22 protein-coding genes are annotated in these 24,744 nt (G+C 71.3%); 15 read left to right on the plus strand and 7 right to left on the minus strand.

What is annotated here, in order from left to right:
* Positions 1 to 284 precede the first annotated feature (284 nt).
* From ACT53Q_RS06135 to rarD, 3 genes are all read left to right on the plus strand, one after another.
* Positions 285 to 1,112, plus strand: a complete 828-nt coding sequence (locus tag ACT53Q_RS06135; protein WP_476185786.1) for a bifunctional transcriptional activator/DNA repair enzyme AdaA — start codon at positions 285 to 287, stop codon at positions 1,110 to 1,112.
* Positions 1,113 to 1,285: 173 nt separating this feature from the next.
* The gene (gene yedA, locus ACT53Q_RS06140; RefSeq protein ID WP_476185787.1) at positions 1,286 to 2,212 is read left to right on the plus strand and encodes a drug/metabolite exporter YedA; all 927 of its coding nucleotides are present in this window, start codon (positions 1,286 to 1,288) and stop codon (positions 2,210 to 2,212) included.
* A complete protein-coding gene (gene rarD / locus ACT53Q_RS06145; RefSeq protein WP_476185788.1) occupies positions 2,212 to 3,117 on the plus strand; it encodes an EamA family transporter RarD in 906 nt (301 codons plus the stop codon). The genes yedA and rarD overlap by 1 nt, the downstream gene beginning before the upstream one ends.
* 76 nt (positions 3,118 to 3,193) lie before the next feature.
* Here the strand turns inward: rarD and ACT53Q_RS06150 are convergent, their stop codons facing one another.
* The 4 genes from ACT53Q_RS06150 to ACT53Q_RS06165 form a co-directional block, all read right to left on the minus strand.
* Positions 3,194 to 4,372: an ABC transporter permease gene (locus ACT53Q_RS06150; protein WP_476185789.1), complete on the minus strand. Its 1,179-nt coding sequence runs from the start codon at positions 4,370 to 4,372 to the stop codon at positions 3,194 to 3,196.
* 21 nt (positions 4,373 to 4,393) lie between these two features.
* Positions 4,394 to 5,551: an ABC transporter permease gene (locus ACT53Q_RS06155; protein ID WP_476185790.1), complete on the minus strand. Its 1,158-nt coding sequence runs from the start codon at positions 5,549 to 5,551 to the stop codon at positions 4,394 to 4,396.
* Positions 5,552 to 5,567: 16 nt separating this feature from the next.
* The gene (locus tag ACT53Q_RS06160; protein ID WP_476185791.1) at positions 5,568 to 6,260 is read right to left on the minus strand and encodes an ABC transporter ATP-binding protein; all 693 of its coding nucleotides are present in this window, start codon (positions 6,258 to 6,260) and stop codon (positions 5,568 to 5,570) included.
* Positions 6,261 to 6,354: 94 nt separating this feature from the next.
* Entirely contained in the window at positions 6,355 to 7,617 is a 1,263-nt protein-coding gene (locus ACT53Q_RS06165; RefSeq protein WP_476185792.1) for an efflux RND transporter periplasmic adaptor subunit, read from the minus strand.
* A 247-nt stretch (positions 7,618 to 7,864) separates the two neighbouring features.
* Between ACT53Q_RS06165 and ACT53Q_RS06170 the strand changes: the two genes are divergently transcribed.
* From ACT53Q_RS06170 to ACT53Q_RS06205, 8 genes are all read left to right on the plus strand, one after another.
* The gene (locus tag ACT53Q_RS06170) at positions 7,865 to 8,803 is read left to right on the plus strand and encodes an ABC transporter ATP-binding protein (RefSeq protein WP_476185793.1); all 939 of its coding nucleotides are present in this window, start codon (positions 7,865 to 7,867) and stop codon (positions 8,801 to 8,803) included.
* Positions 8,800 to 9,591 (plus strand): ABC transporter permease, encoded by a 792-nt coding sequence (locus tag ACT53Q_RS06175; protein WP_476185794.1) that lies wholly within the window; start codon positions 8,800 to 8,802, stop codon positions 9,589 to 9,591. Before ACT53Q_RS06170 ends, ACT53Q_RS06175 begins: the two co-directional genes overlap by 4 nt.
* A 28-nt stretch (positions 9,592 to 9,619) precedes the next feature.
* The gene (locus tag ACT53Q_RS06180) at positions 9,620 to 10,867 is read left to right on the plus strand and encodes a sensor histidine kinase (RefSeq protein WP_476185795.1); all 1,248 of its coding nucleotides are present in this window, start codon (positions 9,620 to 9,622) and stop codon (positions 10,865 to 10,867) included.
* Entirely contained in the window at positions 10,864 to 11,466 is a 603-nt protein-coding gene (locus tag ACT53Q_RS06185) for a response regulator transcription factor (protein WP_476172683.1), read from the plus strand. Before ACT53Q_RS06180 ends, ACT53Q_RS06185 begins: the two co-directional genes overlap by 4 nt.
* A 154-nt stretch (positions 11,467 to 11,620) precedes the next feature.
* On the plus strand, positions 11,621 to 13,492 hold the full coding sequence (locus tag ACT53Q_RS06190; RefSeq protein ID WP_476185796.1) for a CIA30 family protein: 1,872 nt from the start codon (positions 11,621 to 11,623) through the stop codon (positions 13,490 to 13,492).
* 205 nt (positions 13,493 to 13,697) lie between these two features.
* On the plus strand, positions 13,698 to 13,937 hold the full coding sequence (locus tag ACT53Q_RS06195; protein WP_476185797.1) for a hypothetical protein: 240 nt from the start codon (positions 13,698 to 13,700) through the stop codon (positions 13,935 to 13,937).
* Positions 13,938 to 14,107: 170 nt separating this feature from the next.
* Positions 14,108 to 14,830 (plus strand): ABC transporter ATP-binding protein, encoded by a 723-nt coding sequence (locus tag ACT53Q_RS06200; protein WP_476185798.1) that lies wholly within the window; start codon positions 14,108 to 14,110, stop codon positions 14,828 to 14,830.
* A complete protein-coding gene (locus ACT53Q_RS06205) occupies positions 14,827 to 17,334 on the plus strand; it encodes an ABC transporter permease (RefSeq protein WP_476185799.1) in 2,508 nt (835 codons plus the stop codon). The genes ACT53Q_RS06200 and ACT53Q_RS06205 overlap by 4 nt, the downstream gene beginning before the upstream one ends.
* 150 nt (positions 17,335 to 17,484) lie before the next feature.
* Here the strand turns inward: ACT53Q_RS06205 and ACT53Q_RS06210 are convergent, their stop codons facing one another.
* The 3 genes from ACT53Q_RS06210 to ACT53Q_RS06220 form a co-directional block, all read right to left on the minus strand.
* A complete protein-coding gene (locus tag ACT53Q_RS06210) occupies positions 17,485 to 18,174 on the minus strand; it encodes a hypothetical protein (protein WP_476185800.1) in 690 nt (229 codons plus the stop codon).
* A 59-nt stretch (positions 18,175 to 18,233) separates the two neighbouring features.
* A complete protein-coding gene (locus tag ACT53Q_RS06215) occupies positions 18,234 to 18,737 on the minus strand; it encodes an RNA polymerase sigma factor (protein WP_476185801.1) in 504 nt (167 codons plus the stop codon).
* Between the two features lie 103 nt (positions 18,738 to 18,840).
* Positions 18,841 to 20,304: an aminotransferase class V-fold PLP-dependent enzyme gene (locus tag ACT53Q_RS06220; protein ID WP_476185802.1), complete on the minus strand. Its 1,464-nt coding sequence runs from the start codon at positions 20,302 to 20,304 to the stop codon at positions 18,841 to 18,843.
* Positions 20,305 to 20,548: 244 nt separating this feature from the next.
* Here ACT53Q_RS06220 and ACT53Q_RS06225 point away from each other — a divergent pair, with 244 nt between their 5' ends.
* From ACT53Q_RS06225 to ACT53Q_RS06240, 4 genes are all read left to right on the plus strand, one after another.
* Positions 20,549 to 21,592, plus strand: a complete 1,044-nt coding sequence (locus ACT53Q_RS06225) for a class I SAM-dependent methyltransferase (RefSeq protein WP_476185803.1) — start codon at positions 20,549 to 20,551, stop codon at positions 21,590 to 21,592.
* A gap of 38 nt (positions 21,593 to 21,630) precedes the next feature.
* Positions 21,631 to 22,344: a pseudouridine synthase gene (locus ACT53Q_RS06230; RefSeq protein WP_476185804.1), complete on the plus strand. Its 714-nt coding sequence runs from the start codon at positions 21,631 to 21,633 to the stop codon at positions 22,342 to 22,344.
* Positions 22,345 to 22,617: 273 nt separating this feature from the next.
* Positions 22,618 to 23,400 carry a hypothetical protein gene (locus ACT53Q_RS06235; RefSeq protein ID WP_476185805.1) on the plus strand — a complete coding sequence of 261 codons (783 nt, stop codon included), beginning with the start codon at positions 22,618 to 22,620 and terminating at the stop codon, positions 23,398 to 23,400.
* 46 nt (positions 23,401 to 23,446) lie between these two features.
* Entirely contained in the window at positions 23,447 to 24,742 is a 1,296-nt protein-coding gene (locus ACT53Q_RS06240; protein ID WP_476185806.1) for a TrbL/VirB6 family protein, read from the plus strand.
* The last annotated feature ends 2 nt before the right edge of the window (positions 24,743 to 24,744 follow it).

Below are 24,744 nucleotides of genomic sequence, written 5' to 3' on the forward strand. Positions count from 1 at the left end.
GCCGTTCCGATGGCTGCATCTTCGGCCGCGGGCCTTTGCGTATTCGAGCTTCCATCTCGACGCCCAATTGGGGGGGGGTGTCGAATTATAGGATTTTGGCAACACCCTCTTTGCGCCAAAGAAAGTCACCCGCGCGCCAGCGCGGAAGCTCTGCTGTTCGCAATGGAATGATCCATGTCGCGGGCTGGAAACCGCCATTCCTCGCGTCCGGTGCGCGAACTCCCTTCGTGACCAGCACAAGAATCGGATAGCGCCCCCGCGGCGCCGGTCGTAGCCTTGCGGGCATGACGAAGACTGCCCGCCCCGACCCGCTCGACCAGGCCCGCGCACTGCTCGACGCCGGCGAACCCACGCTGCAGGCGCTGGCGGAGGCCGTCGGCCTGAGCGCGTCGCACCTCCAGCGCCGGTTCCGCGCGCGCTTCGGCCTGAGCCCCGCTGAATACCTCGCCCAGCGCAAGCTCGGTGCGCTGAAGTCGGCGCTGAAGGCCGGACGCGACGTTAGCGGCGCGCTGTACGACGCCGGCTACGGGTCGCCGTCGCGGGTGTACGAGACCGGCGCGGCGAAGCTGGGCATGACGCCCGCGACCTATCGCGCCGGCGGTGCCGGCGAGGACATCCGCTGGAGCGTGGTCGACACCGTGCTCGGGCCCGCGCTGGTGGCGGCGACGGTGCGCGGCGTCTGCATGATCGAGCTGGGCCTCGATGGCGATGCGCTGGAGCGGCGATTGCGCGACGAATTCCCGGGCGCGCGGTTGCAGCAGGTCGATGCCGGGCGCGACGAATTCCTCGCGCCGCGCGTGCGTGCGGTCGCCGAGGCATTGGCGGGGCGCCGTGCGGACGTGCCGGTGGATCTCGTCGGCACCGCGTTCCAGAAGCGCGTGTGGGATGCGCTGATGAAGATCCCGCCGGGCGAGACGCGCAGCTACGCCGAAGTGGCGGCTGCGCTGGATGCGCCGTCGGCGTCGCGCGCGGTCGCCGGCGCATGCGCGCGCAACCGCGTGGCGATCGTGGTGCCCTGCCATCGCGTGATCCGCGGCGATGGTTCGCCCGGCGGCTATCGCTGGGGCCTCGATCTGAAACGCCGCTTGCTGGATCGCGAACGCGCGGCATGACGCCGCCGCGGCGCGTGCATTGCGGCGTGCACGGAACGACGGCGTTCCACCGGGCACGGCAATCGCGGCGGCCGGCGCGCAGGTGCCGCGCGTAGAATGACGCTTCGCCCGCGCTGCGCGGCGATGCGCGTCTTCCCTCTCTCCCCGCTCGTCTTTCGCCCTCGAGGATTGCGATGGCTGCTCCCTCCGCGGCCGCCCCGCGCCCTGCTTCCGCCTTCGCCATCGGCCTCGCGCTGGCGGCGGTGTACGTCATCTGGGGCTCGACCTATCTCGGCATCCGCTTCGCGCTCGAAGGTGGCTGGCCGGCGCTGCTGGCCGTGTCCGGCGGACGCATGCTGGTCGCCGGCGGCCTGCTGTTCGCGGTGCTGCGGCTGCGCGGCGTGGCCGCGCCGACGCGCGCGCAGTGGGGCACGCTCGCCGCGATGGGCCTGCTGCTGATGCTGCTGGGCAACGGCATGGTGGTGCTGGCCGAGAAGGAGGTCTCTTCGGGCCTGGCCGCGATCGCGATCGCGTCGATGCCGCTGTGGATGGGCCTGTTCGGCCTGCTGTTCGGGCAGCGGCCGCGCCGCGCCGAATGGCTGGGCATTGGCATCGGCTTCCTCGGCGTGCTGTGGCTCAATGCCGGCAGCGCGCTGGCGTCGACGCCGCGCGGGCTGGCGCTGCTGCTGATCGCGCCGATCGCGTGGGCGTTCGGTTCGGTGTGGTCGCGCGGCCGCGACCTGCCGTCGCCGTTCATGGCCGCGGCGGGCCAGATGCTGTGCGGCGGCGTGATGCTGATCGTGCTGGGCCTCGCATTCGGCGAACGCCTGCCGGCGGCACCGACGCTGCAGGGCACGTCGGCGCTCGTGTACCTCGCGCTGGCCGGCTCCATCGGCGGCTTCGGCGCCTACATCTGGCTGCTGCACCACGTGCGGCCGGCGCTCGCGTCGAGCTACGCCTACGTCAACCCGCCGATCGCGGTGCTGCTGGGCGCGTGGCTGGGCGGCGAGCGCTTCACCCTGCACGACCTCGGCGCGATGGCGGTGATCCTCGCCGGCGTGGTGGTCATCACCCGTGCGAAGACGCGCGCGCCGGCGCTGCCCGCGGGGCCACGGGAATGATGGCCGAGGTGTCGCCGGCCGAGGCGCGGCGCGGGCTGTGGGTGGCGCTCGCGGCGTTCGTGGTCTGGGGCCTGATGCCGCTGTACTGGCATCTGCTGAAGGCGGTGCCGTCGCTGCAGATCGTGGCCCATCGCGTGGTCTGGAGCGCGCTGCTGGTCGCGGCGTGGCTGGGCTGGACGCAGGGCCGCGGCTGGTTCGCGAAGGTGCTGGCGCAGCCGCGGCTGGCGCGGCTGCTCGCGCTCAGCGGGCTGTGCATCGGCGTGAACTGGGGCCTCTACATCTGGGCGGTGAACGCCGGCCACGTGGTCGAGACCAGCCTGGGCTACTTCATCAATCCGCTGCTCAACGTGGTGATCGGCACGCTGTTTCTGCGCGAGCGCCTGCGGCCGGTGCAGTGGGTGTCGGTGGCGATCGCCGGTGCCGGCGTGCTGTGGCTGACGTTCAACTACGGCAGCTTCCCGTGGATCGCGCTGACGCTGGCGCTGTCGTTCGGTATCTACGGACTGATCCGCAAGCTTGCGGCGGTCGATCCCATCGTCGGCCTCGGCGTGGAGAACGCGGTGCTGCTGCTGCCGGCGCTGGGCTATGTCGCCTTCGCCGAAGCCACGGGGCAGGGCGGCTTCTTCGGCGACTGGGGCGCGGCGATCGACGCGCTGCTGCTGGTCGGCGGCGCGCTGACCGCGCTGCCGCTGATCGGCTTCGCGTTCGCGGTGCGGCGCGTGCCGCTGTCGACGATCGGGCTGATGCAGTACCTGGCCCCGACGATGCAGTTCCTGATCGGCGTGCTGCTGTTCCGCGAACCCTTCGACGTCGACCGCGCGATCGGCTTCGCGCTGATCTGGTCGGCGCTGGCGGTGTTCATGGCCGACAGCCTGCGCCGCGCACGCGCGGCGCGGGCAGCCTGAGGGCGCCGGCCTGCCCGGAAAGCGAACGCCCGGCCGGAGCCGGGCGTTCGTGCGCAGGACGCGAGGAGCAGGTGCGTCAGGCGGCGCGCAGCGCCGTGGTCACCGGCATCCGCGCGGCGCGGATCGACGGCAGCAGCCCGCCGATGAAGCCGACCGACACCGCGATCACCAGGCCCATGCCGACCAGCGCCGGGGTGACCTTGAACGCGAACACCACCTGGGTGAAGTTGGCGCCGAGCGTCGACACCGACACGTTGTTGAACAGCACGTAGGCGATGATCGCGCCGATCAGGCCGCCCAGCAGCGACAGCACCACCGCTTCCAGCATCACCGACACCAGCACCGGCAGCCCGCCGAAGCCCAGCGCGCGCAGGGTGGCGATTTCCTTCGAGCGGGTGGCGACCGCCGCGTACATCGTGTTGAGCGCGGCGAAGATGGCGCCGAGGGCCATGATCGCGGTCACCACCACCGCCAGCGTGCCGATGGTCTTGCGGAACTGCTCGGTCTGGGCGCTGAAGTACGCCTGCTGCGTGGTCACGTCGACGTTGAGGCGCGGATCGGCCTTGAGCGCCGATTCCAGCGTCTTGATCGACTTCGGGCTTTCCAGCCCGGCGAGGATCGAGCTGTAGCCGTTGCGGCCGAAGCTGGACTGCGCGACCTCGGCGTCCACCCACAGCTCGCTCTCGTGGGCGTCGCCGGATTCGAACACGCCGACCACCGTCCACTGCGAGCCGCGCATGCGGATCGTCTTGCCCACTTCGACGCCGTCGAACTGGCGGGTCACGCCGCGGCCGACCAGCATCTCGCGCAGGCCGGGCTTGAACATGCGGCCTTCGACGATGCGCAGGTTCGGGCGCAGCGGGAACGCCGCCGGCTCCACGCCGCGCACGGTGATGTTCGAGCCGTTCTGGGTCTCGCCCTTCTTGAACAGTTCGGCGATCACCAGGATCTCGCCCGACGCCAGCGGCCGGCCGTCGCTGCCCTTGCGGACGCCGGGGGCGAGCTTGATCAGGTTGGCCTCGTCGCGCGACAGGCCGGAGTTGAGTTCAGCCTGCGAGCCGCCGCGCATCACCAGCGCCACGTCGTCGCGGCCGGTGGCCGCGAGCGTGGAGCTGAAGCCCTCGCCCATGGCGAGCAGCGCGGTGAACACCGCGACCACGCCGGCCAGGCCGATGACGATGACCAGCGACGGGCCCCAGCGTTCGGGGATGCTTTTCAGGTTGACGCCGGTGATGGCGAAGATCTGCGAGAACATCATGCTTCTCCGAGTGTGCGGTCAGCGGCCGGCGAGGGCGTCGACGATCTTGAGCCGCTTCGCGCGCAGCGCCGGCGGCAGACCGACCACCAGGCTCAGCAGGATGATGGCGGCCAGGCCCGCGCTCCACACGCGCCAGTCCACGTTCAGCGGCAGCTGCGCGCCGATGGTCTTCTGCACCCCGATGCCGACCGCGGTGGCCAGCGCCAGGCCGAGCGCGCCGCCGATGGCGCACAGGGCCACCGTCTCGGCCATGACGAAGCCGAGCACGCTGGCGTCGGAGAAGCCCAGCGTCTTCAGCACCGCCATCTCCGGGATGCGCTCGCGCACGCTCTGCGCCATGGTGTTGCCGACCACGAGCAGCAGGGTGAAGAACACCGCGAACAGGATCCAGCGCACGATCAGGCCGATGTCGCCGATCTGCTTGGCGAAGCCGAGGTTCCAGTCCTTCTCGGTCTGGGTCTTGGTCTCGTCGGACGAGTTCTCGAACTTCGCGTCGATGATGCGCGACACCTTCTGCGCGTCGTCCGGATTCTTCAGCAGGACCAGGTAGATGCCCGCCGAACCCTGGCCGAACTGGTTCTCCTCGTCGAAGTAGGCGTGGTTGATCCAGACCTGGTTGGCCCGGCGCTTCCACTCGTCGTCCTTGCCGTCGACGATGCCCACGAGGTCGAACGTCCAGTCCTTGCTGCCGTTCTTCATCGGGAAGATGTTGGAGCTGATCGGGATCTTCTGCCCGACCTTCCAGCCGTACTGGTTGGCCAGCATGCGGCCGGCGACCATCGCGGTGCGGGTGTCGGCGAACTGCTTCCACTGCGCCTCGGGCATGTCCCATTCCGGGTAGACCTGGTGGAAGCGCAGCGGATCGACCGCCAGCGCGATCAACTGGTCCTTGCCCTGCCACACGCCGCCGAACCACTGCGACTGGGTGACCGCGGCGACGCCCGGCACGCGCTCGATCTCGGCGCGCATGCGCAGCGGCAGCGGCTGGGTGAACGAGACGCGGGCCTGGGTGATGACGCGGGTGGCGCCGAGGAAGTCGGCACCGGAGCTGAAGAGCACGTTGATCGACTGCAGCAGCCCGAACAGCAGGAAGGCCGTGACGATCGACAGCAGCGTCAGCCACGTCCGCAGTTTCTTGCGGAACAGGTTGGCGACGACGAATCCGGTCTTGGTCATATCCGTCTCCCGGCGATCAGGCCGCGTGCTCGGTCTGTTCGATCAGCAGGCCCTTGTCCAGGTGCAGCGTGTGCTTGGCGTAGCTGGCGGCGAGCGGGTCGTGGGTGACCATGACGATCGTCTTGCCGTGTTCGCGGTTGAGCGTCTGCAGCAGGGTCAGGATCTCGTCCGCGGTCTTGCGGTCGAGGTCGCCGGTGGGTTCGTCGCAGACCAGCAGCGAGGGGTCGGAGACGATGGCGCGGGCGATCGCCACACGCTGCTCCTGGCCACCCGACAGCTCGCGCGGCTTGTGCTTGCCGCGCTCGGCCAGGCCGACGACCTGCAGCGCGATCTCGGCGTTGCGCTTGCGCTGGGCGGCGTTGAGGCCGGTCAGCAGCAGCGGCAGCTCGACGTTGGCCTGCGCGGTGAGTACCGGCATCAGGTTGTAGAACTGGAACACGAAGCCGACGTTGGACGCGCGCCAGCGGGTCAGTTCGCCGGCGCCGAGGCTGTCGATGCGCTTGCCGTCGATGCTGATCTCGCCCTTCGTGGGCTGGTCGAGGCCGCCGATGAGGTTCAGCAGTGTGGTCTTGCCCGAGCCGGACGGCCCCATCAACGCCACGAAATCGCCCTTCGGGATCTCGAGGTTGATGCCGTGGAGGACTTCCACCTGCTGCTTGCCGCGGGTGTAGGTCTTGGTGACGTCGCGGATGGTGATCAGTGCGGACATGGCGTTCTCTCGTGCTGGCGCTTCGGTGGAATCGGGGGAGATCGTCGGAGGGGTGTCACTCACGGACGCGGGCGGCCGCGGTGGCCGCCGGCGGTCACTGCGCGGTCTTCTCGCGGACTTCGGCGCCGTCCTGCAGGTCGGCCGGCGGCGCCTGGACCACGCTGTCGCCCGGCGCCAGGCCGGTCTCGATCACGCGCTCGCTGCCGCGGGTCTCGCCGGGCTTCACCGGCGTCAGCACGGCCTTGCCCTGCTCGACGACGAACACCGCGTCGGTGTCCTTGCCGTCGATGGCGCGCTGCACCACGGCATCGGCCGGCACCAGCACGCCGACCGCCTTGGGGGCGGCGTTTGCGGCGGCGGCGTCCTGCGGCTTCTCCAGGAAGCTCACGCGCACGCCCATGTCGGGCACGATGCGCGGGTCCTTCTGCTTCAGCGCGATGCGCACCTTGACCGTGGCCTTGCTGCGGTCGGCGGTGGGGATGATGGCGATGACCTCGGCCGGGATCTTCCAGTCGGGGTAGGCGTTGAGCGTGGCTTCGACCGCCATCTGCGGCTGGACCTTGCCGATGTAGGCCTCGTTGACGTCGACCTCGATCTCCAGCGAGTCCATGTCGACGATGGTGCCGATGCCGGTGCGGGTGAAGCCGCCGCCGGCGGACAGCGGCGAGACGATCTCGCCCGGCTGCGCGGCCTTGGCGATGATCACGCCGGCGAATGGCGCGCGCACCACGGTGTTGTCCACGCCGTTGTCGGCGATGCGCAGCGAATCGGACGCCACCTGGGCGTTGCGCTGGGCGGTGAGCAGCTGGGCACGCAGCGAATCGCGCTGGGCCACGGCCTGGTCGTACTGCTGGCGCGAGACCAGCTTGCGGCCGACCAGCTGGCCGAGACGGCCGGCGTTGGTCTCGGCTTCCTTCAACTGCGCCTGCACGCTGCCGACCTGGCTGCGCGCGGCCTCGAGCTGCGACTGGGCGAGGCTGCGTTCGGAGTCGGCGTCGATCGGGTCGAGCGTGGCCATCACCTGGCCGGCCTCGACGCGCATGCCTTCCTCGATCAGCACCTGGCGGACCTTGCCGGTGATCTTGGCCGAGACCGTGGCGGTGCGCCGGGCCACGATGTAGCCGGTCGCGTCCAGCACCGAGGCGGCGCTGCCGCCGCCGCTGGACAGGGGCGTGGCGGTCGCGGTGCGGACTTCCACGCCGCCCTTCCCGCCGAACAGGGCCCAGCCCGCGACGGACAGGACGGCCACCGCCGCCACGGCGGCCAGGCCGATCCACAGGCCCCGGCGCGAGGGCGGTGGCGAGGCGGCGCTGCGGTCGATGCGGAGTTCCTTCAGCAGATCGGCATTCGTGTTCATGGTCTTCCGGGACGTGCGATGGCCGCGAAGTGTGACCCGAAGCCGGGGATCGGCCAACCGTGAGGCGGGTCGGGAGGGGCGGGTTCGGGGGTGGAGGCGGCCGCGTGGACTGCGCGAGCGATCACAGAGTACCCGGCCGGCCGCCGGTCGTCAGCTGACGGATGTCATGGTCGGTGGCTGACGCTGCAGACTGCACGATGCCGGCGCCGGCGCGGAGGATGGCCCCATCCTCCCGTGGAGTCCCGGCATGACCGATCCGTCCCCCCTCGCGTCCCTGCGCGGCGTCCGCCGCCACTACGGCGCCGTGGTCGCCCTCGATGGCGTCGACCTCGATCTCCGTCCCGGTGAAGTGCTGGCGCTGCTCGGCGCCAACGGCGCCGGCAAGTCGACCGCGGTCGGGCTGATGCTGGGCCTGGGCACGCCCGACGCCGGCACGGCCACGCTGTTCGGCCAGCCGGCCGGCGCGCTGGCGGCCCGGCGCCGCACCGGCGTGATGCTCCAGTCCGCCGGCCTGCCCGAGAACGCCCGCGTCGACGAACTGCTGGCGCTGACCCGCAGCTACTACCCGGCGCCGCGCAGCGTGGCCGAGTGCGTGGCCCTCGCCGGGCTCGATGGCCTGCTCGATCGCCGCTACGGCCGGCTCTCCGGCGGCCAGCAGCGCCGGGTGCAGTTCGCGCTGGCGCTCTGCGGCCGGCCGCAGGCGCTGTTCCTCGACGAACCGACCACCGGCCTCGACATCGAGGCCCGGCAGGCGCTGTGGGCGGCGATCCGCGCCCTCGTCGCCGACGGCACCGGCGTGCTGCTGACCACGCATTACCTGGAGGAAGCCGAGGCGCTGGCCGACCGCGTCGTCGTGCTCGACCGCGGCCGCGTCGCCGCCGCCGGGCGCCTCGCCGAGGTGCGCGCGCTGGTGTCGCAGCGGCGGATCGGCGGCTTCTCCGCGCTGGACGTGGCGCAGGTCGCGACCTGGCCCGGCGTGCGCAGCGCCGTGCGCGGCGCGGGCGGCGATCCGGCGCGCATCGAGATCGTGGCCGACGACGCCGAGGCCGTGGCCATCGTCCGCCGGCTGCTGGCCGAGGACGCCGCGCTGAGCGATCTGGAAGTCCGCCGCGCCGGCCTGGCCGACGCGTTCCTCGAAATCACCCGCGACGACGCCGCGCGCGCCGCCCTGCAGGAGGCCGCATGAACACCGCCGTCACCGATCGCATCCCCGCCGCCGCCGAAGCCGCCGCCTCGCACGGCGTCTGGCGCAGCTACCTGCTCGAAGCCCGCTGCGAATTCCTGCGCCTGCTGCGCACGCCGTCGTACGCGATCCCGACGCTGCTGTTCCCGTCGATGTTCTACCTGCTGTTCGGCGTGCTGCTGAACCACGGCAAGGGCGACGCCGCGCGCTACCTGCTGGCGACCTACGGCAGCTTCGGCGTGATGGGCGTGGGCCTGTTCGCGTTCGGCGTGACCGTGGCGATCGAGCGCGACAAGGGCCTGCTGGTCTACAAGCGCGCGCTGCCCATGCCGCCGGGCGCCTACCTGTTCGCCAAGGCCGCGATGGCGGTGCTGTTCGCGGCGATGGTGGCGCTGCTGCTGTCGCTGCTGGCGGCGACCGCCGGCGGGGTGTCGCTGGCGGCCTGGCAGTGGGCGCTGCTGTGGCTGGTCGACGTGGTCGGCGTGCTGCCGTTCGCCGCGCTGGGGCTGCTGGTCGGGTCGCTGGTCGGCGGGCAGGGCGCGCCGGCGCTGGTGAACATCCTGTACCTGCCGATGGCGTTCCTGTCCGGGCTGTGGCTGCCGCTGAAGCTGCTGCCGGCGTGGATCGCGCAGCTCGCGCCGCTGCTGCCGGCGTATCACCATGCCCAGCTCGCGCTGCGGGTGGTCGGTCTGGCCGACGGCGGCTTGTCGCCCGCGGTGCACCTCGCCGTGCTGGTCGCGTTCTCCGTCGCCTGCTTCGCCATCGCGCGGCGCCGGCTGGCGCGCGCGTGAGCCGCGGGCGACGATACCGAGCCGTGCCATGACCTCCTCTCCGACCGGAGTGCCCGCCGTGATCGCCCGCCTGATCGCCCACCTGTTCCGCCCCGGCGAGACCGCGCTGCTGCACGAACGCAGCCCGGGCGGCCGCGCCCGGCCGCAGTGGCTGCCGCTGCTGATGCTGGTGTGGTCGATCTGGATCTTCCTCACGCCGAAGTACGCCGGGCTGTCGTCGCTGACCTGGCTGCCGCCGACGCTGGCCGCCTACGCGGTGTTCCTGGTCCTGTACTGGCGCGCGTACTTCCGCGATCGCGGCCATCTGTACGCGCTGGCGCTGGGCATGGGCGGACTGGCGTTCGCGCTGACGCCGTGGAATCCCGGCGCGCAGGGGTTCCTGATCTACGCCTGCGCCTTCCTCGGCTTCACGCTGCCGGGCCGGCGCGCGGTGATCACGATGGTCGCGCTGCATGCGCTGTACGCCGTGGAATGGCTGTGGCTGGGCATTCCGGTGGTGTTCCTGATCAGCAGCAGCGTGGTCGGCCTGGCGGTGGGGCTGATGAACCTCAGCTTCGCCCGCCGCATGCAGGCCGACGCCGCGTTGCGCCTGAGCCACGACGAAGTCCGTCGGCTCGCCGCGCTGGCCGAGCGCGAACGCATCGGCCGCGACCTGCACGATCTGCTCGGCCACACGCTGTCGCTGGTGGCGCTGAAGAGCGAGCTCGCCGGCAAGCTGCTGCAGCGCGGCGATGCGCCGCAGGCGCGCGAGGCCGCGCGGCGCGAGATCGACGAGGTCAGCCGGGTCGCGCGCGAGGCGCTGGCGCAGGTGCGCGCCGCGGTCACCGGCATCCGCGCGGCGGGCATCGCCGCCGAGCTGGCGTCGGCCAAGCTGCTGCTGGAAAGCGACGGCGTGGCGTTCGACGGCCACATCGCCGCCGAATGCCTCGACGGCGGCGCGCTGCCGCCCGCGGCCGAGGCGCCGCTGGCGCTCACGCTGCGCGAAGCGGTGACCAACATCCAGCGCCACGCCCGCGCCCGCAGCGCCCGCGCCGTGCTGGCGATCGAAAGCGACGCGGCGGTGCTGCGCGTGTCCGACGACGGCCGCGGCGGCGCCGACGCGCCGGGCAACGGCCTGACCGGCATGCGCGAGCGGCTGGAAGCGGTTGGCGGTCGCCTGGTCGTCGAATCGCCGCGCGGCGGCGGCACCCGGATCGAGGCGCGGGTGCCGCTGCACGCGTTCGCGGCATCGCCCGCGCCCGACACACCCGCGACCGGCGCGGAGGTGGCCGCATGATCCGCATCCTGCTGGCCGAGGACCAGGCGATGGTGCGCGGCGCGCTCACCGCGCTGCTGTCGCTGGAGACCGACATCGAAGTGCTGGGCGCCGCCGCCGACGGCGAGGCCGCGTGGCGCGAGCTGCAGCGGCTGAAGCCCGACGTGCTGGTCACCGACATCGAGATGCCCGGCCTGACCGGGCTGGAACTCGCGCAGCGCGTGCAGCGCCACGAGTTGCCGACGAAGGTGGTGATCGTGACCACGTTCGCTCGCGCCGGCTTCCTGCGCCGCGCGCTGGACGCCGGCGTCTGCGGCTACCTGCTGAAGGACGCGCCGGCCGAGGAACTGGCCGAAGCGCTGCGCAAGGTGCATCGCGGCGGCCGCGCGATCGATCCGCAGCTCGCGCTGGAAGCGTGGTCCGAGCAAGACCCGCTGACCGATCGCGAACGCCGCGTGCTGCGCCTCGCCGGCGAAGGGCTGTCGGCGAACGAGATCGCCGCGCAGCTCAATCTCTCTCACGGCACCGTGCGCAACTACCTGTCCGAGGCCATCGGCAAGCTCGGCGTCGGCAACCGCATCGAGGCCTACCGCCTCGCCCGCCAGAAGGGCTGGCTGTGAACCCGACACCCACCCGCACCGGACCGCCCGCCGGCTGATCGCCGGCCCCGGCCTTTCCTTTCCGCAGCGTTCGACCCTTGCCGGTCGCGGTCACATCCGCGGCCCCGGGTCGTCCTGTGCCCTTGTCCCTGCCTTCCACCCCGAGGAACCCGTCATGCGCACTCCGACCACGCTTCCGACCACGACATCGCGCCGCCCGGCGCGCAGCGCCGCCTCTTTCGCCATCGCCGTCGCCATCGCGACCGCGGTGCTCTCCGGCCACGGCCACGCCGCTGCGCCTGCCGCGCGCGATGCCGACCCGGCGAACGACGTCCTGATCCGCGACGCCCGCGTGTTCGACGGCACGCGCCTGCGGCCCGCCGCCGACGTGCTGGTGCTGGACGGCCGCATCGCCGCGGTCGGCGCGCAGCTCGCCGCGCCGGCCGGCGTCGCGGTGCTCGACGGCCGCGGCAAGACGCTGCTGCCCGGCCTGATCGACAGCCACACCCACAGCTGGGGCGATGCCCGCCGCGACGCGCTGCGCTTCGGCGTGACCAGCGAGCTCGACATGATGGGCGACTGGAACCGCCTGCCCGAGCTGAAGACGCAGCGCGCATCGCTGGCGCGCACCGACGAGGCCGACCTGTGGAGCGCCGGCGCCGCGGTCACCGCGCCCGGCGGCCACGGCACCGAATACGGCATCAAGGTGCCGACGCTGGCGCCCGGCGAGCGCGCCGACGCCTTCGTCGCCGCGCGCGTCGCGGAAGGGTCCGACTACGTGAAGATCATCCTTGAGGACTTCAGCGCCTACAGCGATACGCATCGCCTGCCCACGCTCGATGCGACGCAGACGCGCGACGCGATCGCCGCCGCGCACGCCCGCGGCAAGCTCGCGGTGGTGCACGTCTCGCGCCTGCGCGACGCCCGCACCGCGATCGACGCCGGCGCCGACGGCCTGGTGCACATCGTCGGCGAACCGGTCGACGCCGCGTTCGTCGACGCGGCGAAACGCCATCGCGCGTTCGTGGTGCCGACGCTGTCGGTGCTCGGCACGATCGCCCGCGCCGGCGAAGGCGCGCGCCTCGCCGACGACGCGGCGCTGAAGCCGTGGCTCGCCGACGCCCAGCGCGACGCGCTGCGTGCGGGCTTCGGCAGCGGTACGCCGCATCCGAAGGTGCTGGCCGACGCCATCGCCGACGTGCGCGCGCTGCACGCTGCGGGCGTCGACATCCTCGCCGGCACCGACGCCGGCAATCCCGGCACCACGCACGGCGCCAGCCTGCACGGCGAACTCGATCTGCTGGTGCGCGCGGGCCTGACGCCGGTGCAGGCGCTGGCCGCGGCCACGTCGGTGCCCGCGCGGCGCTTCCATCTCGACGACCGCGGCCGCATCGCGCCCGGCCTGCGCGCCGACCTCGTGCTGGTCGACGGCGATCCCGCCACCGACATCCTCGCGACGCGCCGCATCGTCACGGTGTGGAAGAACGGCTACGCCGTCGCCCGCGTCGAACCGAAGGCGGTGACGGCGCCGGCCGGCGCGGCAATCCCCGCCGACGGCCGCATCGACGATTTCGAGGGCAGCGCGACCGCGACCGGCGGCACCACGCCGGCGAAGTTCGGCGCCGGCTGGACCGCGACCACCGACCAGATGGCCGGCGGCCATTCCGAGGTGACGCTGGCGCGCGACCACGGCGTGCTGTCGCTGCGCGGCGAACTGAAGCAAGGTTTCGCGATGCCGTGGGCCGGCGCGATGTTCTTCCCCGGCCCGCAGCCGATGACACCGGCCGACTTCAGCAGCCGCAAGACGCTGGTGTTCCGCGTGCGCGGCGACGGCCGCACCTACGCGGCGATGCTGTTCTCCGGCGCGCAGCTGTCGGGCATGCCGGCGATCCAGCCGTTCGTCGCTGGCCGGGACTGGGTCGAGGTGCGCCTGCCGCTGGCCGGTTTCGCCGGCGCCGACCTCGCCCGCGTCCGCGGCCTCGCCTTCACCGCCAGCCAGGCCGAAGGCGCGTTCGCGTTCGAGATCGACGACGTGCGCGTGGAGTGACGCGGCGCCGGCGGCGGCCCGCCGCGACGCGGGCCGTTCGTCGCCCGGGCCTATGCCGGCCCGTGGCGGGGGGCGGATACTCGGCCGGCGGGATGGACCTCGCCGGCTGTCCCGCCTGCCTCCGGTGCCCGGGGGCCAGCCCCCGCGACGCACCGGAAGCCAGTCCCTGCCCGGCGAGATCATTCGCAACGAGTGAGGACACGTCATGAAGCAAGGAATCACGAAGGGAATCACCAAGGGCGTTGCGGTCGCGCTGTTCGCCGCGGCCATGTCGATCGCCGGCACCGCCAGCGCGGCCGGCCCCAACATCGCCTGCACCCCCAGCCTCAACGGCACGGTCGTCTACGTCGTCTCCGGTGCCTATCGCTACTACTACCAGTGCCGGACCCCCACGTGGGTGTTCCTGCGCGCCTGCCCGATCGCGGGCGGTCCCTGCATTTCCTGACCGATCGCATTCGTTCGATCACGGCAAGCCCGGGCCTGACCCGGGCTTGCTCGTTGTGGGGCTGTCGTCGCGTCACCCTGCCATCCGTTGGGACCGCCGTGGCCGCATCCGCCTTGCTTCAGCCGCCGTATGGCCCCATGACCCCCGTTCGTCCCCCACGGCGCCCCCGCATGCCTTCGATCACGATCGCCCCCGCTCCTGCCGCAGCGGCAGCCGCTTCCGCGCCGCCCGCGCTCGCCGTCGAGGGCCTCGGCAAGCGGGTCAAGCTGCCGGGCAGCGAGCTGACCATCCTCGACGGCGTCGACTTCCGCATCGCCGCGGGCGAGCGCATCGCGGTCGTCGGTGCGTCGGGTTCGGGCAAGAGCACGCTGCTGGCGCTGATGGCGGGACTGGACACGCCGACCTCGGGCCGGGTGCTGCTGGACGGCGCGCCGCTGTCGTCGCTGGACGAGGACGGCCGCGCGAAGGTGCGCGGCGAGAAGGTCGGCTTCGTGTTCCAGAGCTTCCAGCTGCTGCCGTCGTTGACCGCGCTGGAGAACGTGATGCTGCCGCTGGAGCTGCGCGGCGACGCCGACCCGGAGACGCCGGCGCGGGCGATCCTCGAACGCGTGGGCCTGGGCGAACGCCTCGGCCACTATCCGCGGCAGCTGTCCGGCGGCGAGCAGCAGCGCGTGGCGCTGGCGCGGGCGTTCGTGACCCGGCCGGCGCTGCTGTTCGCGGACGAGCCCACCGGCAACCTCGACACGCGCACCGGCGCGGCCATCGTCGACCTGCTGTTCGGGCTGAACGCCGAGGCCGGCACCACGCTGGTGCTCGTCACCCACGATGCACGGCTGGCCGAACGCTGCGATCGCGCGCTGCGCCTCGACGGCGGCCGCCTGGTGTCGGCATGAGGACGCTGGCGCTCGCGTGGCGCCAGCTGCGCCGCGACCTCGCCGCCGGCGACATCCGCATCCTGATCGCCGCGCTGGTGCTGGCGGTCACCGCGGTGACGTCGGTCGGTTTCGTCACCGATCGCGCCGAACGCGCGCTGGCGATCGAGGCCAACCGCCTGCTCGGCGGCGACGCGGTGGTGCGCGGCGACGCGCCGATCGCCGGGAAGATCCGCGCCGCGTCGGCCGCGCCGGGGCTCAAGCGCACCGACCTTGCCGAACTGCCGACGATGATCCGCCTCGGCCGTGGCGACGCCGCGAAACTGAAGCTCGGCGAACTACGCGCGCTCGGCGCCGGCTTCCCGCTGCGCGGCAGTTTTCGCATCCGTGACGCCGCGGGTGAGCGCACCGTCGAACACGGCCCCGGGCCGGGTGCGCTGTGGCTGAGCCGCGCCGGTGCCGATGCGCTGGGCGCGAACCTCGGCGACGTCGTCGCGCTGGGCAAGACGGAATTCACGCTGGCCGCGCTGGTGCTGCAGGAACCCGACGGCGGCATCGACTACTTCAACGTCGCGCCGAAGGTGTTCGTGGCGATGGACGATCTTGCCGCGACTGGGCTGGTGCAGCCGGGCAGCCGCATCGACTACCGGCTGGTGGTCGCCGGCGACGCCGCCGCGGTCGAAGGCTTCACCCGCGCCGCGCGCGCTGCGCTCGGGCGCGGGCAACGGCTCGAGACCATCGCCGATGCACGGCCGGAAATCCGCTCCGCGCTGGATCGCGCCGGCCGCTTCCTCGGCCTCGCCGCGCTGGTGTCGGTGGTGCTGGCCGCGGTCGCGGTGGCGATGGCCGCGCGTCGGCACAGCGAACGGCATCTCTCCGGCGCGGCGGTGATGCGCTGCCTCGGCGCCAGCCAGCGCACGCTGGTGGCGATCCACGTCGGCGAACTCGCGATCCTCGGCGTCATCGCCAGCCTCGTCGGCGTCGCGATCGCGTTCGCGCTGCAGTGGGCCGTCGGCGCGTGGCTGGCCGATGCGCTGAAGGTCGCGATCCCGCCGGCCGGGTTCGCGCCGGCGCTGCAGGGCCTGGGCGTCGGCCTGGTGGTGCTGCTCGCGTTCGGCGCGCCGCCGGTGCTGGCGCTGCGTCGCGTGCCGGCGCTGCGCGTGCTGCGCCGCGACCTCGACGCCGCCGAACCCGCGGCGTGGGCAGTCGCGCTGGCCGGGTTCGCCGGTCTCGCCGCGCTGCTGTGGTGGCAGGCAGGCTCGGCCGTGCTGGGCCTGACCATGCTCGCCGGCATCGCGCTGACGCTGGGCGCGCTGGCGGGCATCGCGTTCGCGCTGATCCTGCTGGTGCGCCGCCTGCGCTCGCGCCTGCGCGGCAGCCTGCGCTACGGGCTGGCGAACGTCAGCCGCCGCGCCGGCGCCAGCATCGCGCAGGTGTCGGCGCTGGGCCTCGGGCTGATGGCGCTGCTGCTGCTGACCTTCGTGCGCACCGACCTGCTCGATCGCTGGCGCGTGTCGCTGTCGGCGGACGCGCCCAACCGCTTCGTCATCAACGTGCAGCCGGACCAGATCGCCGACCTGCGCGCGTACGTGGCGGGGCAGGGCATGGCGCCGCCGACGCTGTACCCGATGATCCGTGCGCGCTTCGTCGGCTACAACGGCCGCGCGGTGACCGGCGCCGATTTCGCCGCGCGCGGCGAGCAGGCGAAGCGCATGGCCGAACGCGAGTTCAACCTGTCGATGGCCGACGGCCTCGGCAAGGACAACGCCATCGTCGCCGGCAAGCTGTGGCCGCCGCGCAAACTCGCGAAGCCGGAGATCTCGGTCGAGGAGCGGTTCGCCGAATCGCTGGGCTGGAAGCTCGGCGACAAGGTCGCCTTCGACATCGCCGGGCAGCGCTTCGAGGCCACGCTCACCAGCCTGCGCAAGGTCGAGTGGGAAAGCTTCCGCCCGAACTTCTTCGTCGTCGCCTCGCCCGGCGCGCTGGACGGCTACGCCGCCAGCTACATCACCGCGGTGAAGGTGCCGGCGACCGTGCCGCACTTCACCGCCGGCCTGGTCGAACGCTTCCCGAACCTCACCGTGATCGACGTCGACGCGATCCTGGCGCAGGTGCGCAGCATCGGCGACCAGGTGGCGACGGTGGTGCAGGTGGTGTTCTGGTTCTCGCTCGCCGCCGGCGTGCTGGTGCTGATGGCGGCGGTGAGCGCCAGCCAGGACGAGCGCCTGCGCGAAGGCGGGGTGATGCGCGCGCTGGGCGGCAGTCGCCGGCAATTGCGGCTGGCGCAGGCGTCGGAGTTCGCGGCGATCGGGCTGCTGTCCGGGCTCGTGGCCGCGGTCGCGGCCAGCGTGCTGGCCGGCGTCGTCGCGACCCGCGTGTTCGACCTGCCGTGGAAGATCGACTGGGCGATGGCCGCGACCGGCGCCGGCCTCGGCCTGCTCGCGGCGCTGGTTGCCGGCCTGTTCGCCACGCGCCGCGTGCTGGACGTGGCGCCGTCGGTGACGCTGCGCGAACTCGACGCCTGATCGGCACCTCGTTCTTCCTTGCCTGGTAGAGCGGCCTGACCCGCCAGTCGGCGGTTGAACACCAGGCCGCTGCTTTTTCTTTCGAAATTCCAGCGCAAAAGCGAAAACCAGCGGCCTGAAGGCCGCTCTACCAAAGCATCGCCGCGCGCCTCACTCCTCCGCGAAGCGTGCCAGCTCGTCGAGTTCGGCCTGCGCGCGGCGCAGGCTGCCGCCGGCGGCGCCGTCGTCCAGCTTGCGACGCAGCGCGGCGCGGCGCGGGTCCAGCGTCCAGCGATGGAAGGCCCAGGTCGCGAGCAAGCCCAGTACGCCCACGCCGAGGCTGATGGTCAGCCAGTTCATCGCGCCGGAGGACGCGACGGCCACGGCATAGACATCGACGCCGGTCGCCGACTTCGCCAGCACCATCACGAACGGCACCCACATCACCCACCACGGCAGGCCGACCCACATGCCGGCGAGCAGGTGCGCCCGGCGCAGCTGCGCCAACCTGCGCTGCAGCGCGAGGACCGGCGCCGCGGGATCGAGGCGCTGGATACCGCCGCAGATCACGCCGCCGCCGATCAGCATGCCCAGGCCCAGCGCGTGGATCGACAGGCCGGCCAGCAGCAGGTGCAGGACGTCGCGGCCGTGCGTCCACACGTCGACGCCGATCGCGATGAACCACACGCCGAACAGCATCTGCACGATCTGTCCCCAGAACAGCGGGCGCAGTCGCGCGCGGATGCGGCCGACCTTGCGTTCGCGCAGGGCTTCCAGCTGCAGCTGGTTCTGCAGGGCGAGGCGGGCGTCGAGGGTCTTCCACGCCTGCTTGAGTTCGTCGAGTTCCATGAGGGTATCCATCGTGGGTGTCTGCCTTGGAAAGTGTCCGGGCGAGGCCGGCGGGGTCATGACCGGCGCGGTCAGGCGGCGTCGTCCGCGAGCTGCTCGCGGATGCGCTGCTTCAGTCGGTTGAGCTTGGTCGAGACGTTGCTCTCGGTGATGCCGAGCACGTCGGCGATCTCGCGCTGGCTGCGTTCGTCCAGCCACAGCAGCAACAGGGCGCGGTCCAGCGGCGGCTGACGGTCGATCACCGCGTACAGTGCGCGCACGCGTTCGTCCTCGGGCTCGCTGTCTTCCACCGCAAGCGCCGGATGGCCGTCGTGGTCGTCGATCGACTCCTGCGGCGCACGGCGCGCGTCGCTGCGGACGTGCGAGATCGCCACGTTCAGCGCGATCCGGTACATCCAGGTGGTGAACGATCGCGCCGGGTCGTAGCCGGGGAACGCGCGCCACAGCTGCGCCGCGATCTCCTGCACCAGGTCCTGGCGATCGTCGGGATGGCGGCAGTAGGTGTTCGCGACCTTGAACACGATGCCGCGATGCGTGTCGAGCAGGTCGGCGAAGCGGGTCCGGGTCACGTCCATGGGGGCATCGGCGGCGATCACGGCGGGCATCGGAAGCGGAGGATGCTCACATGATTCGCGGCGGCGGGGGAAACCTCACACCCCGCCGCCGCCGTTCGCCCGCTCAGGCGCCGTGGCGATCGCGCCACGCGTTCATCGAAGCGACCGCATGCCCGATGTCGTCCATGGTGTTGTAGACGTGCGGACAGAGCCGGAAGGTCTGCCTGTCCGGCGCTTCCGATCCGCCCGAGCCTCCGAAACGGTGCCGCCGCTGGTCCGCGTACATCCACTCGTAGAGCGATGGCGTGCCGGGCGTGGTCTTCCGCGGCGCTTCCACGCGCACGACGCCCAGGTGATAGCCCGGCCGATCGGGCGTGACCGGCGTCCATCGGGGTTTCAGTGCCTCCAGCAGCCGTTCCGCGAGCTGCAGCACGCGGCCAGGCGGATCGCGGAAGGCCATGGCATCCCACACGGCCTGGGTCAGGTCGAGCGTGAACAGGTTGACGTCGTCGCGCTGGCCCAGCAGTTCGAAGCGAAGCGCATTCTTCGGCATCTGGTCCCAGGGGTCGATCCTGATCCGGTAGTCGTAGGCGAAGATGCCCGGCGCGAAATTGGCGGCCTTGTCGCTGCGCATGTGGAAGATGGCCGTCTCCTTCGGGCCGAGGAACCACTTGTGCGCGCTGGAGACGAAGCTGTGGCAATGGGCGTTGCCGAGGTCGACGCGGCGCGCGCCCCAGCTCATGGTGCCGTCGATGTGCACGTGGCATTCCGCGAACTGTCGCGCCTTCTCCCAGATGAGCGCGACCGTCCGTTCCGGGATGCGCATGCCGCTGTCGTTGCTGACGTCGCTGTAGGCGACGAAACGCGTGTCCGCGTCGATGTGGTCGGTGAAGGCCTTCGCGATGTCCTCCGGGTCCGCGCGCCTCGGGAAATCGACCACGATCAACTGGAAGGGATCGCCCTTCCGCGGCGCGTCGTCCGGTGCGCGTGTGCCGCGATGCCAGTCCCTGCGCAGGCGCCACGATTCGAGGTTGGTGGGATGGTTCTCGCGCCACACCACCACCTTGTCGCGCGGCATCGCAGCGTCGTCCTGCCGCCATCCGCGATATCCGGCGCTGATCGCGTTGTTGCCTTCGGAACTGTTGCGGATCAGCGCGAGGTCATGCGGCGCGCCCAGCCCGAGCGATCTCGCGATGCGGGCGCGCAGGGCCTCCATCTGCACGACGCGCGCACCGCCCGCGGTGCGCACCTGCTGCGCCACGTTGATGTTGTACCAGTTGCGCAGCCGGTTCGACGCGTTGATCAGCGCGTCGGGCTCCGGGCAGAGGTTGGCCGCGTTCATCGGCACGATCTTCGGCGTGGCGCGCGCGAAGCCGAACTGCTGCTGGAACGCCTCCCAGAACGGCTCGTCCCGCAGCGGGCCGCGGATCACGCCCAGCAATGGTTCGAGCTGGCGGGCGATGTCGCGGGCTTCCTCCGACGGGATCACGCCGGCGTTCACGTAGCCGTCGAGGATGTCCTGCAGGTAGTCGGGCGTGATGCGATCGGAAATGGCCTGTGCCGCGGCCGGATCGAACGGTGCGTACATGGAGCGCTCCTTGGTCCCTGTGCGATGGGTGGCCTCGCGTCGATCGCCGCGTCCATTCGCTGACGTCGCGGCGGGGCATGCTTGCGGAGGGATGCGCCGGTGGGGGCGCGCGGGCGTCCTGTCCACCCGCCGGAGCATGCGAGCGGCCACGGGGAGCGTCAAGCGCGCGGAGCACGTGCCCGCACGGCGCCGGAGGCCGTGCCGAGCACTTACAATCCGCGCATGTCCATCCCGTTTCGCCGCTATGGCCGCTGACCATGGCGATCCCGCGCTCGAAGTCCTGATGCTGCCGTTCGCCGCGGGCGATCTCGCGTGGCCGGCGACCGGCGGCGCGCTGTTCCTGCGCGCCCGCGACGGCTGGCCGCTGCGCGCCGTCGCGCGCGACGGTCTCGTCTGCGAACAGGGTTTCCGGCCGCAGGCCGATGCGCTGGAACGTTCGGGCTGGACGGTGCGCGATCCCGGCGACGATGACATCACGACCTTCCCGCTGGTGCTCGCGCTGCCGCCGCGCCAGCGCGAGGAGGCGCGCGCCTTGCTCGCCCGCGCGATGCGCGCCTGCGCACCCGGCGGCATCGTGGTGGTCTGCGCGACCAACGACGAAGGCGCGAAAACGCTGGAAGGCGATCTGAAGCGATTGGCCGGACTGTCCGGCATGCTGTCCAAGCATCATTGCCGCGTGGCGTGGTCGCAGATTGATGTCGAGACGATCGATCGCGCCTTGCTCGATGCGTGGTCCGCGCTCGATGCGCCGCGCGCGATCGCCGACGGCCGCTTCGTCAGTCGCCCGGGCGTGTTCGCGTGGGATCGCATCGATGCCGCGTCGGCATTGCTCGTGGCGCACCTGCCGGCCGATCTCGCCGGACGCGCCGCCGATCTCGGCTGCGGCTACGGCTATCTCGCGGCCGAACTGCTGGCGCGCTGTCCCGGCATCGTGTCACTGGACCTGTACGAGGCCGAGGCGCGTGCGCTCGAACTCGCCCGCCGCAATCTCGCCTACGCGCGCGTGCCGGTGGCGTTCCACTGGCACGACGTCACTGCCGGCCTGCCCGCGCGCTACGACGTCATCGTCACCAATCCGCCGTTCCACGCGCAGGGCCGCGCCGATCGTCCCGACATCGGCCGCGCGTTCATCGCCGCCGCGGCCGATGCGCTGCAGGCCGGCGGACGATTGTGGCTGGTGGCGAACCGCCATCTGCCGTATGAGGACGCGCTCGGCGCGCGTTTCGCCAGCGTGCGCACGGTGGCGCAGGCGCAGGGCTTCAAAGTGATCGAGGCGATCAAACGATGAAGACAAGACGTTGAGGGCGCGACCTTGAGGATGATCCGATGAAACTCCTGCGCCGCATCGCCAATCTCGGCTACGGCACCCGCAAGCAGGTCACGGCGCTGTTCCGCGAAGGCCGCGTGACCGATGCGAACGGCGACGTGCTGTACGCCGACGACGAACTCGACGTGCACGCGCGGCACGAGGACGTGCGCATCGACGGCGAGCCGCTGGATCCCGCGCCGGGCCTGCTGCTGATGCTGCACAAGCCCGTGGGCGTGACCTGTTCGACCAAGGACCAGGGCCGGCTGGTGTACGACCTGCTGCCGCCGCGCTTCCGCCTGCGCGATCCGCTGCTGTCGACGGTGGGCCGGCTCGATCGCGAGACCAGCGGCCTGCTGCTGCTCACCGACGACGGCGCGCTGCTGCACCGGATCATCTCGCCGAAGGCGGAGCTGCCGAAGGTCTACGAAGCGACGCTGGCGCACCCGCTGCGCGGCGACGAGGCCGCGCTGTTCGCCAGCGGCACGCTGATGCTCGAATCCGAAACGAAGCCGCTGCTGCCGGCGGAACTCACCGTGCTCGACGACGGCCGCGCGCGGCTGGTGCTGCACGAAGGCCGCTACCACCAGGTGCGGCGCATGTTCGCCGCGGTCGGCAACCACGTCGAAGCGCTGCATCGCAGTGCCATCGGCGGTCTCGCGCTGGGCGACCTCGCGCCCGCGCAGTGGCGTCCCGTCGACGCCTGCGAATGCGAACGGTTGCTGATGCGCTGATCGCGATCGACCGACGAACGGTCGAATTCTGCCGCCGAAAAGCCCACGGGCCGCAGGTTTTTCCCGGTGTCGATTGTTTTCTTCAATGAGCCGGCGCGCGTGCTTGACTTGCGGCGAGCCGCGATGGTGTGATCCCGCCCGAGTCGCGATCCATGCAGGGGGCATGGGGTCTGCCGGTACCGCGAACGTGCGGCCCGGACGACGCTGTGGTGCGCATCGCCGTACCGACATCGAACCATCGCCCCGACAGGAATCGTCCGACAGGAGTCCACCATGCATGCCACGGATCGGAATCGCACGACGGCGGGCTTCCGCCGCCACGCCAGGAAGGCGACCGCGACGGCCTTGCTCTGCACCCTCTTCGTCTGCGGCGACGCGGCCGCGATCTTCGGCGTCGGCGACATCGTGTTCGATCCGACCGCGGTGGCCAAGCAGATCGCCGAATTCGCCGAGCAGGCGAAGCGCTGGCAGGCGACCGCCGAGCAGTACCGCATGCAGCTGATCAATCTCTCGCAGATGAACTTCAGCGCGAGCAAGCTGACCTCGCAGAACGGCACCCTGCCCACCGTCGATCCCGATTACGGCGTGGACGACGCCTGCCGCAAGAAGAACACCGGCCCCGTCGACGAGCTGCTGGCGCTGATGCGCCCGGATCCCAACCAGGAGATCCTCGACCAGCAGGTCGACATCTGCCGGCGCATCGTCCGCGCCGAGAACACCCGGTACAACGAGACCGTCCGCTACCTCAATCTGCTCAACCGCCGGCAGCAGGATATCCAGGCGCTCGACGCGCGCCGCGCGTCCGTCGGCAAGGAGCCCGGCAAGCTGCAGGCGCTGAGCTACGACATCGAGCGCTACCAGCAGTCGGCGAAGATGGACCTCGACAACTGGCAGGCGACGATCGTCGCCTACAACAACTACATCGAGCAGTTGAACAAGTACCAGCAGCGGCTGGCGACGCGGGCCCTGCGCGGCAAGCAGCCGGACCTGATCACGGGGGCGGTCCAGGGCGTGCTGCTGCACGAGGCGCTCGAAGCGCGGAAGAACGACGACTGACCGTCCACGACGCCTGCCCGCACGCTTCCCCACGGATCCACGCCCCATGGACATGCTCCACACGATCGACGCAGCGCTCGCCGCCCTGCTCGCTGCACTCACGTCCGTCAGCCACGGCATGGGCAAGGGCCTGGTGTCGGGCGTGCTGGGCGACGTCACCAACCTGTTCTTCTTCCACGAGATCAAGGAATTCATCATCTACCGGATCGACCGGTTCACCGACCGGCTGCTGGGCCGCACGATGTCCGTCGTCAGCCTGTCGGCGCTGGTGCTGACGACGATCTGGGTACTGATGAAGGGCTTCCGCATCGTCACCGGGCGCAGCCAGGATTCGATGACGGCGCTGGTGATGAGCGCCCTGCGCATCACGCTGATCCTGTCGGTCGCGACCGGCGTTGCCGCCGGCGGCACGCCCATCGTCAAGGTGATGGCCGATTCGACCATGGAAGCCATCTATGGCGTCGTGGCGGGCAAGGACATGGGCGACGATCCCTATGCCGCGATCGACAAGAACCTCGGCTACATGCAGTTGGCGATGATGAGCATCGACCTGCTGGACGCCAGCGACAACGAAGGTCTGGAGTCGGCCAAGACCCGCGCGCAGTTGTTCAATGGCGTCGGCATCGGCGGCCCGGCGCTGATCGGCGGCACGCTGCTGCTGCTCAACCGCATCGCGATGTCGCTGGTGGTCGGCTTCGGCCCGATCTTCATCATGTGCCTGATGTTCGACCAGACCAAGTTCCTGTTCGGAAAATGGCTGATGTTCGGGATCGGCACGATGTTCTCGCTGGCGGTGCTCAGCGTGATGGTCAGCCTCTCGCTCGACATCGTCGGTGCGGTCGCGATGCAGTTCTGGATCGGCTCGTTCGTCGGCACGAACACCGAGGGCGTCAGCAGCATGGCGCTGCAGCAGGGCGGGCTGGGCCTGGTCATGACGATGCTGATGGTGACGGTGCCGCCGATGGCGGCCTCGTTCTTCCAGGGCACGCTCGGGCAGTTCAGCCAGGTCAATGCATTCGGCGGATTCGGCCACGCCCACGGGCACGGTGTGCGGGCCCCGGGGGCGACGGGGTATGCGCCGCACTACGCGCCCGGCGCGATGCCCGCGCCGCCCGGCGGCATGTCGCAGGGCCGCGGCGCGCAGGAAGGCCACGGCCGCCCTTCCGGCGGTGAGAACCTTCCGCATGTCTTCAACCGCCAAGCCTCGATGACCCGTGGCGAGACGCTCGCCGGCGACAGCATCAAGACGTCCGCCGGTGCCGATCCCGCCGGCGCTTCGAAGGTCGGACTCGCGGCAAGTCGCAGCGAGTCCGGCGAGCCGCCCAAGTCAGGAGGCGCATGATC

The organism is Lysobacter sp. DMC97, assembly GCF_056313745.1.

Coding starts and splice junctions, on each gene's coding strand:
- ACT53Q_RS06135 (WP_476185786.1), top strand. CDS start 285: ATGACGAAGACTGCCCGCCCCGACCCGCTCGACCAGGCCCGCGCACTG.
- yedA (WP_476185787.1), top strand. CDS start 1,286: ATGGCTGCTCCCTCCGCGGCCGCCCCGCGCCCTGCTTCCGCCTTCGCC.
- rarD (WP_476185788.1), top strand. CDS start 2,212: ATGGCCGAGGTGTCGCCGGCCGAGGCGCGGCGCGGGCTGTGGGTGGCG.
- ACT53Q_RS06150 (WP_476185789.1), bottom strand. CDS start 4,372: ATGTTCTCGCAGATCTTCGCCATCACCGGCGTCAACCTGAAAAGCATC.
- ACT53Q_RS06155 (WP_476185790.1), bottom strand. CDS start 5,551: ATGACCAAGACCGGATTCGTCGTCGCCAACCTGTTCCGCAAGAAACTG.
- ACT53Q_RS06160 (WP_476185791.1), bottom strand. CDS start 6,260: ATGTCCGCACTGATCACCATCCGCGACGTCACCAAGACCTACACCCGC.
- ACT53Q_RS06165 (WP_476185792.1), bottom strand. CDS start 7,617: ATGAACACGAATGCCGATCTGCTGAAGGAACTCCGCATCGACCGCAGC.
- ACT53Q_RS06170 (WP_476185793.1), top strand. CDS start 7,865: ATGACCGATCCGTCCCCCCTCGCGTCCCTGCGCGGCGTCCGCCGCCAC.
- ACT53Q_RS06175 (WP_476185794.1), top strand. CDS start 8,800: ATGAACACCGCCGTCACCGATCGCATCCCCGCCGCCGCCGAAGCCGCC.
- ACT53Q_RS06180 (WP_476185795.1), top strand. CDS start 9,620: ATGACCTCCTCTCCGACCGGAGTGCCCGCCGTGATCGCCCGCCTGATC.
- ACT53Q_RS06185 (WP_476172683.1), top strand. CDS start 10,864: ATGATCCGCATCCTGCTGGCCGAGGACCAGGCGATGGTGCGCGGCGCG.
- ACT53Q_RS06190 (WP_476185796.1), top strand. CDS start 11,621: ATGCGCACTCCGACCACGCTTCCGACCACGACATCGCGCCGCCCGGCG.
- ACT53Q_RS06195 (WP_476185797.1), top strand. CDS start 13,698: ATGAAGCAAGGAATCACGAAGGGAATCACCAAGGGCGTTGCGGTCGCG.
- ACT53Q_RS06200 (WP_476185798.1), top strand. CDS start 14,108: ATGCCTTCGATCACGATCGCCCCCGCTCCTGCCGCAGCGGCAGCCGCT.
- ACT53Q_RS06205 (WP_476185799.1), top strand. CDS start 14,827: ATGAGGACGCTGGCGCTCGCGTGGCGCCAGCTGCGCCGCGACCTCGCC.
- ACT53Q_RS06210 (WP_476185800.1), bottom strand. CDS start 18,174: ATGGATACCCTCATGGAACTCGACGAACTCAAGCAGGCGTGGAAGACC.
- ACT53Q_RS06215 (WP_476185801.1), bottom strand. CDS start 18,737: ATGGACGTGACCCGGACCCGCTTCGCCGACCTGCTCGACACGCATCGC.
- ACT53Q_RS06220 (WP_476185802.1), bottom strand. CDS start 20,304: ATGTACGCACCGTTCGATCCGGCCGCGGCACAGGCCATTTCCGATCGC.
- ACT53Q_RS06225 (WP_476185803.1), top strand. CDS start 20,549: ATGGCCGCTGACCATGGCGATCCCGCGCTCGAAGTCCTGATGCTGCCG.
- ACT53Q_RS06230 (WP_476185804.1), top strand. CDS start 21,631: ATGAAACTCCTGCGCCGCATCGCCAATCTCGGCTACGGCACCCGCAAG.
- ACT53Q_RS06235 (WP_476185805.1), top strand. CDS start 22,618: ATGCATGCCACGGATCGGAATCGCACGACGGCGGGCTTCCGCCGCCAC.
- ACT53Q_RS06240 (WP_476185806.1), top strand. CDS start 23,447: ATGGACATGCTCCACACGATCGACGCAGCGCTCGCCGCCCTGCTCGCT.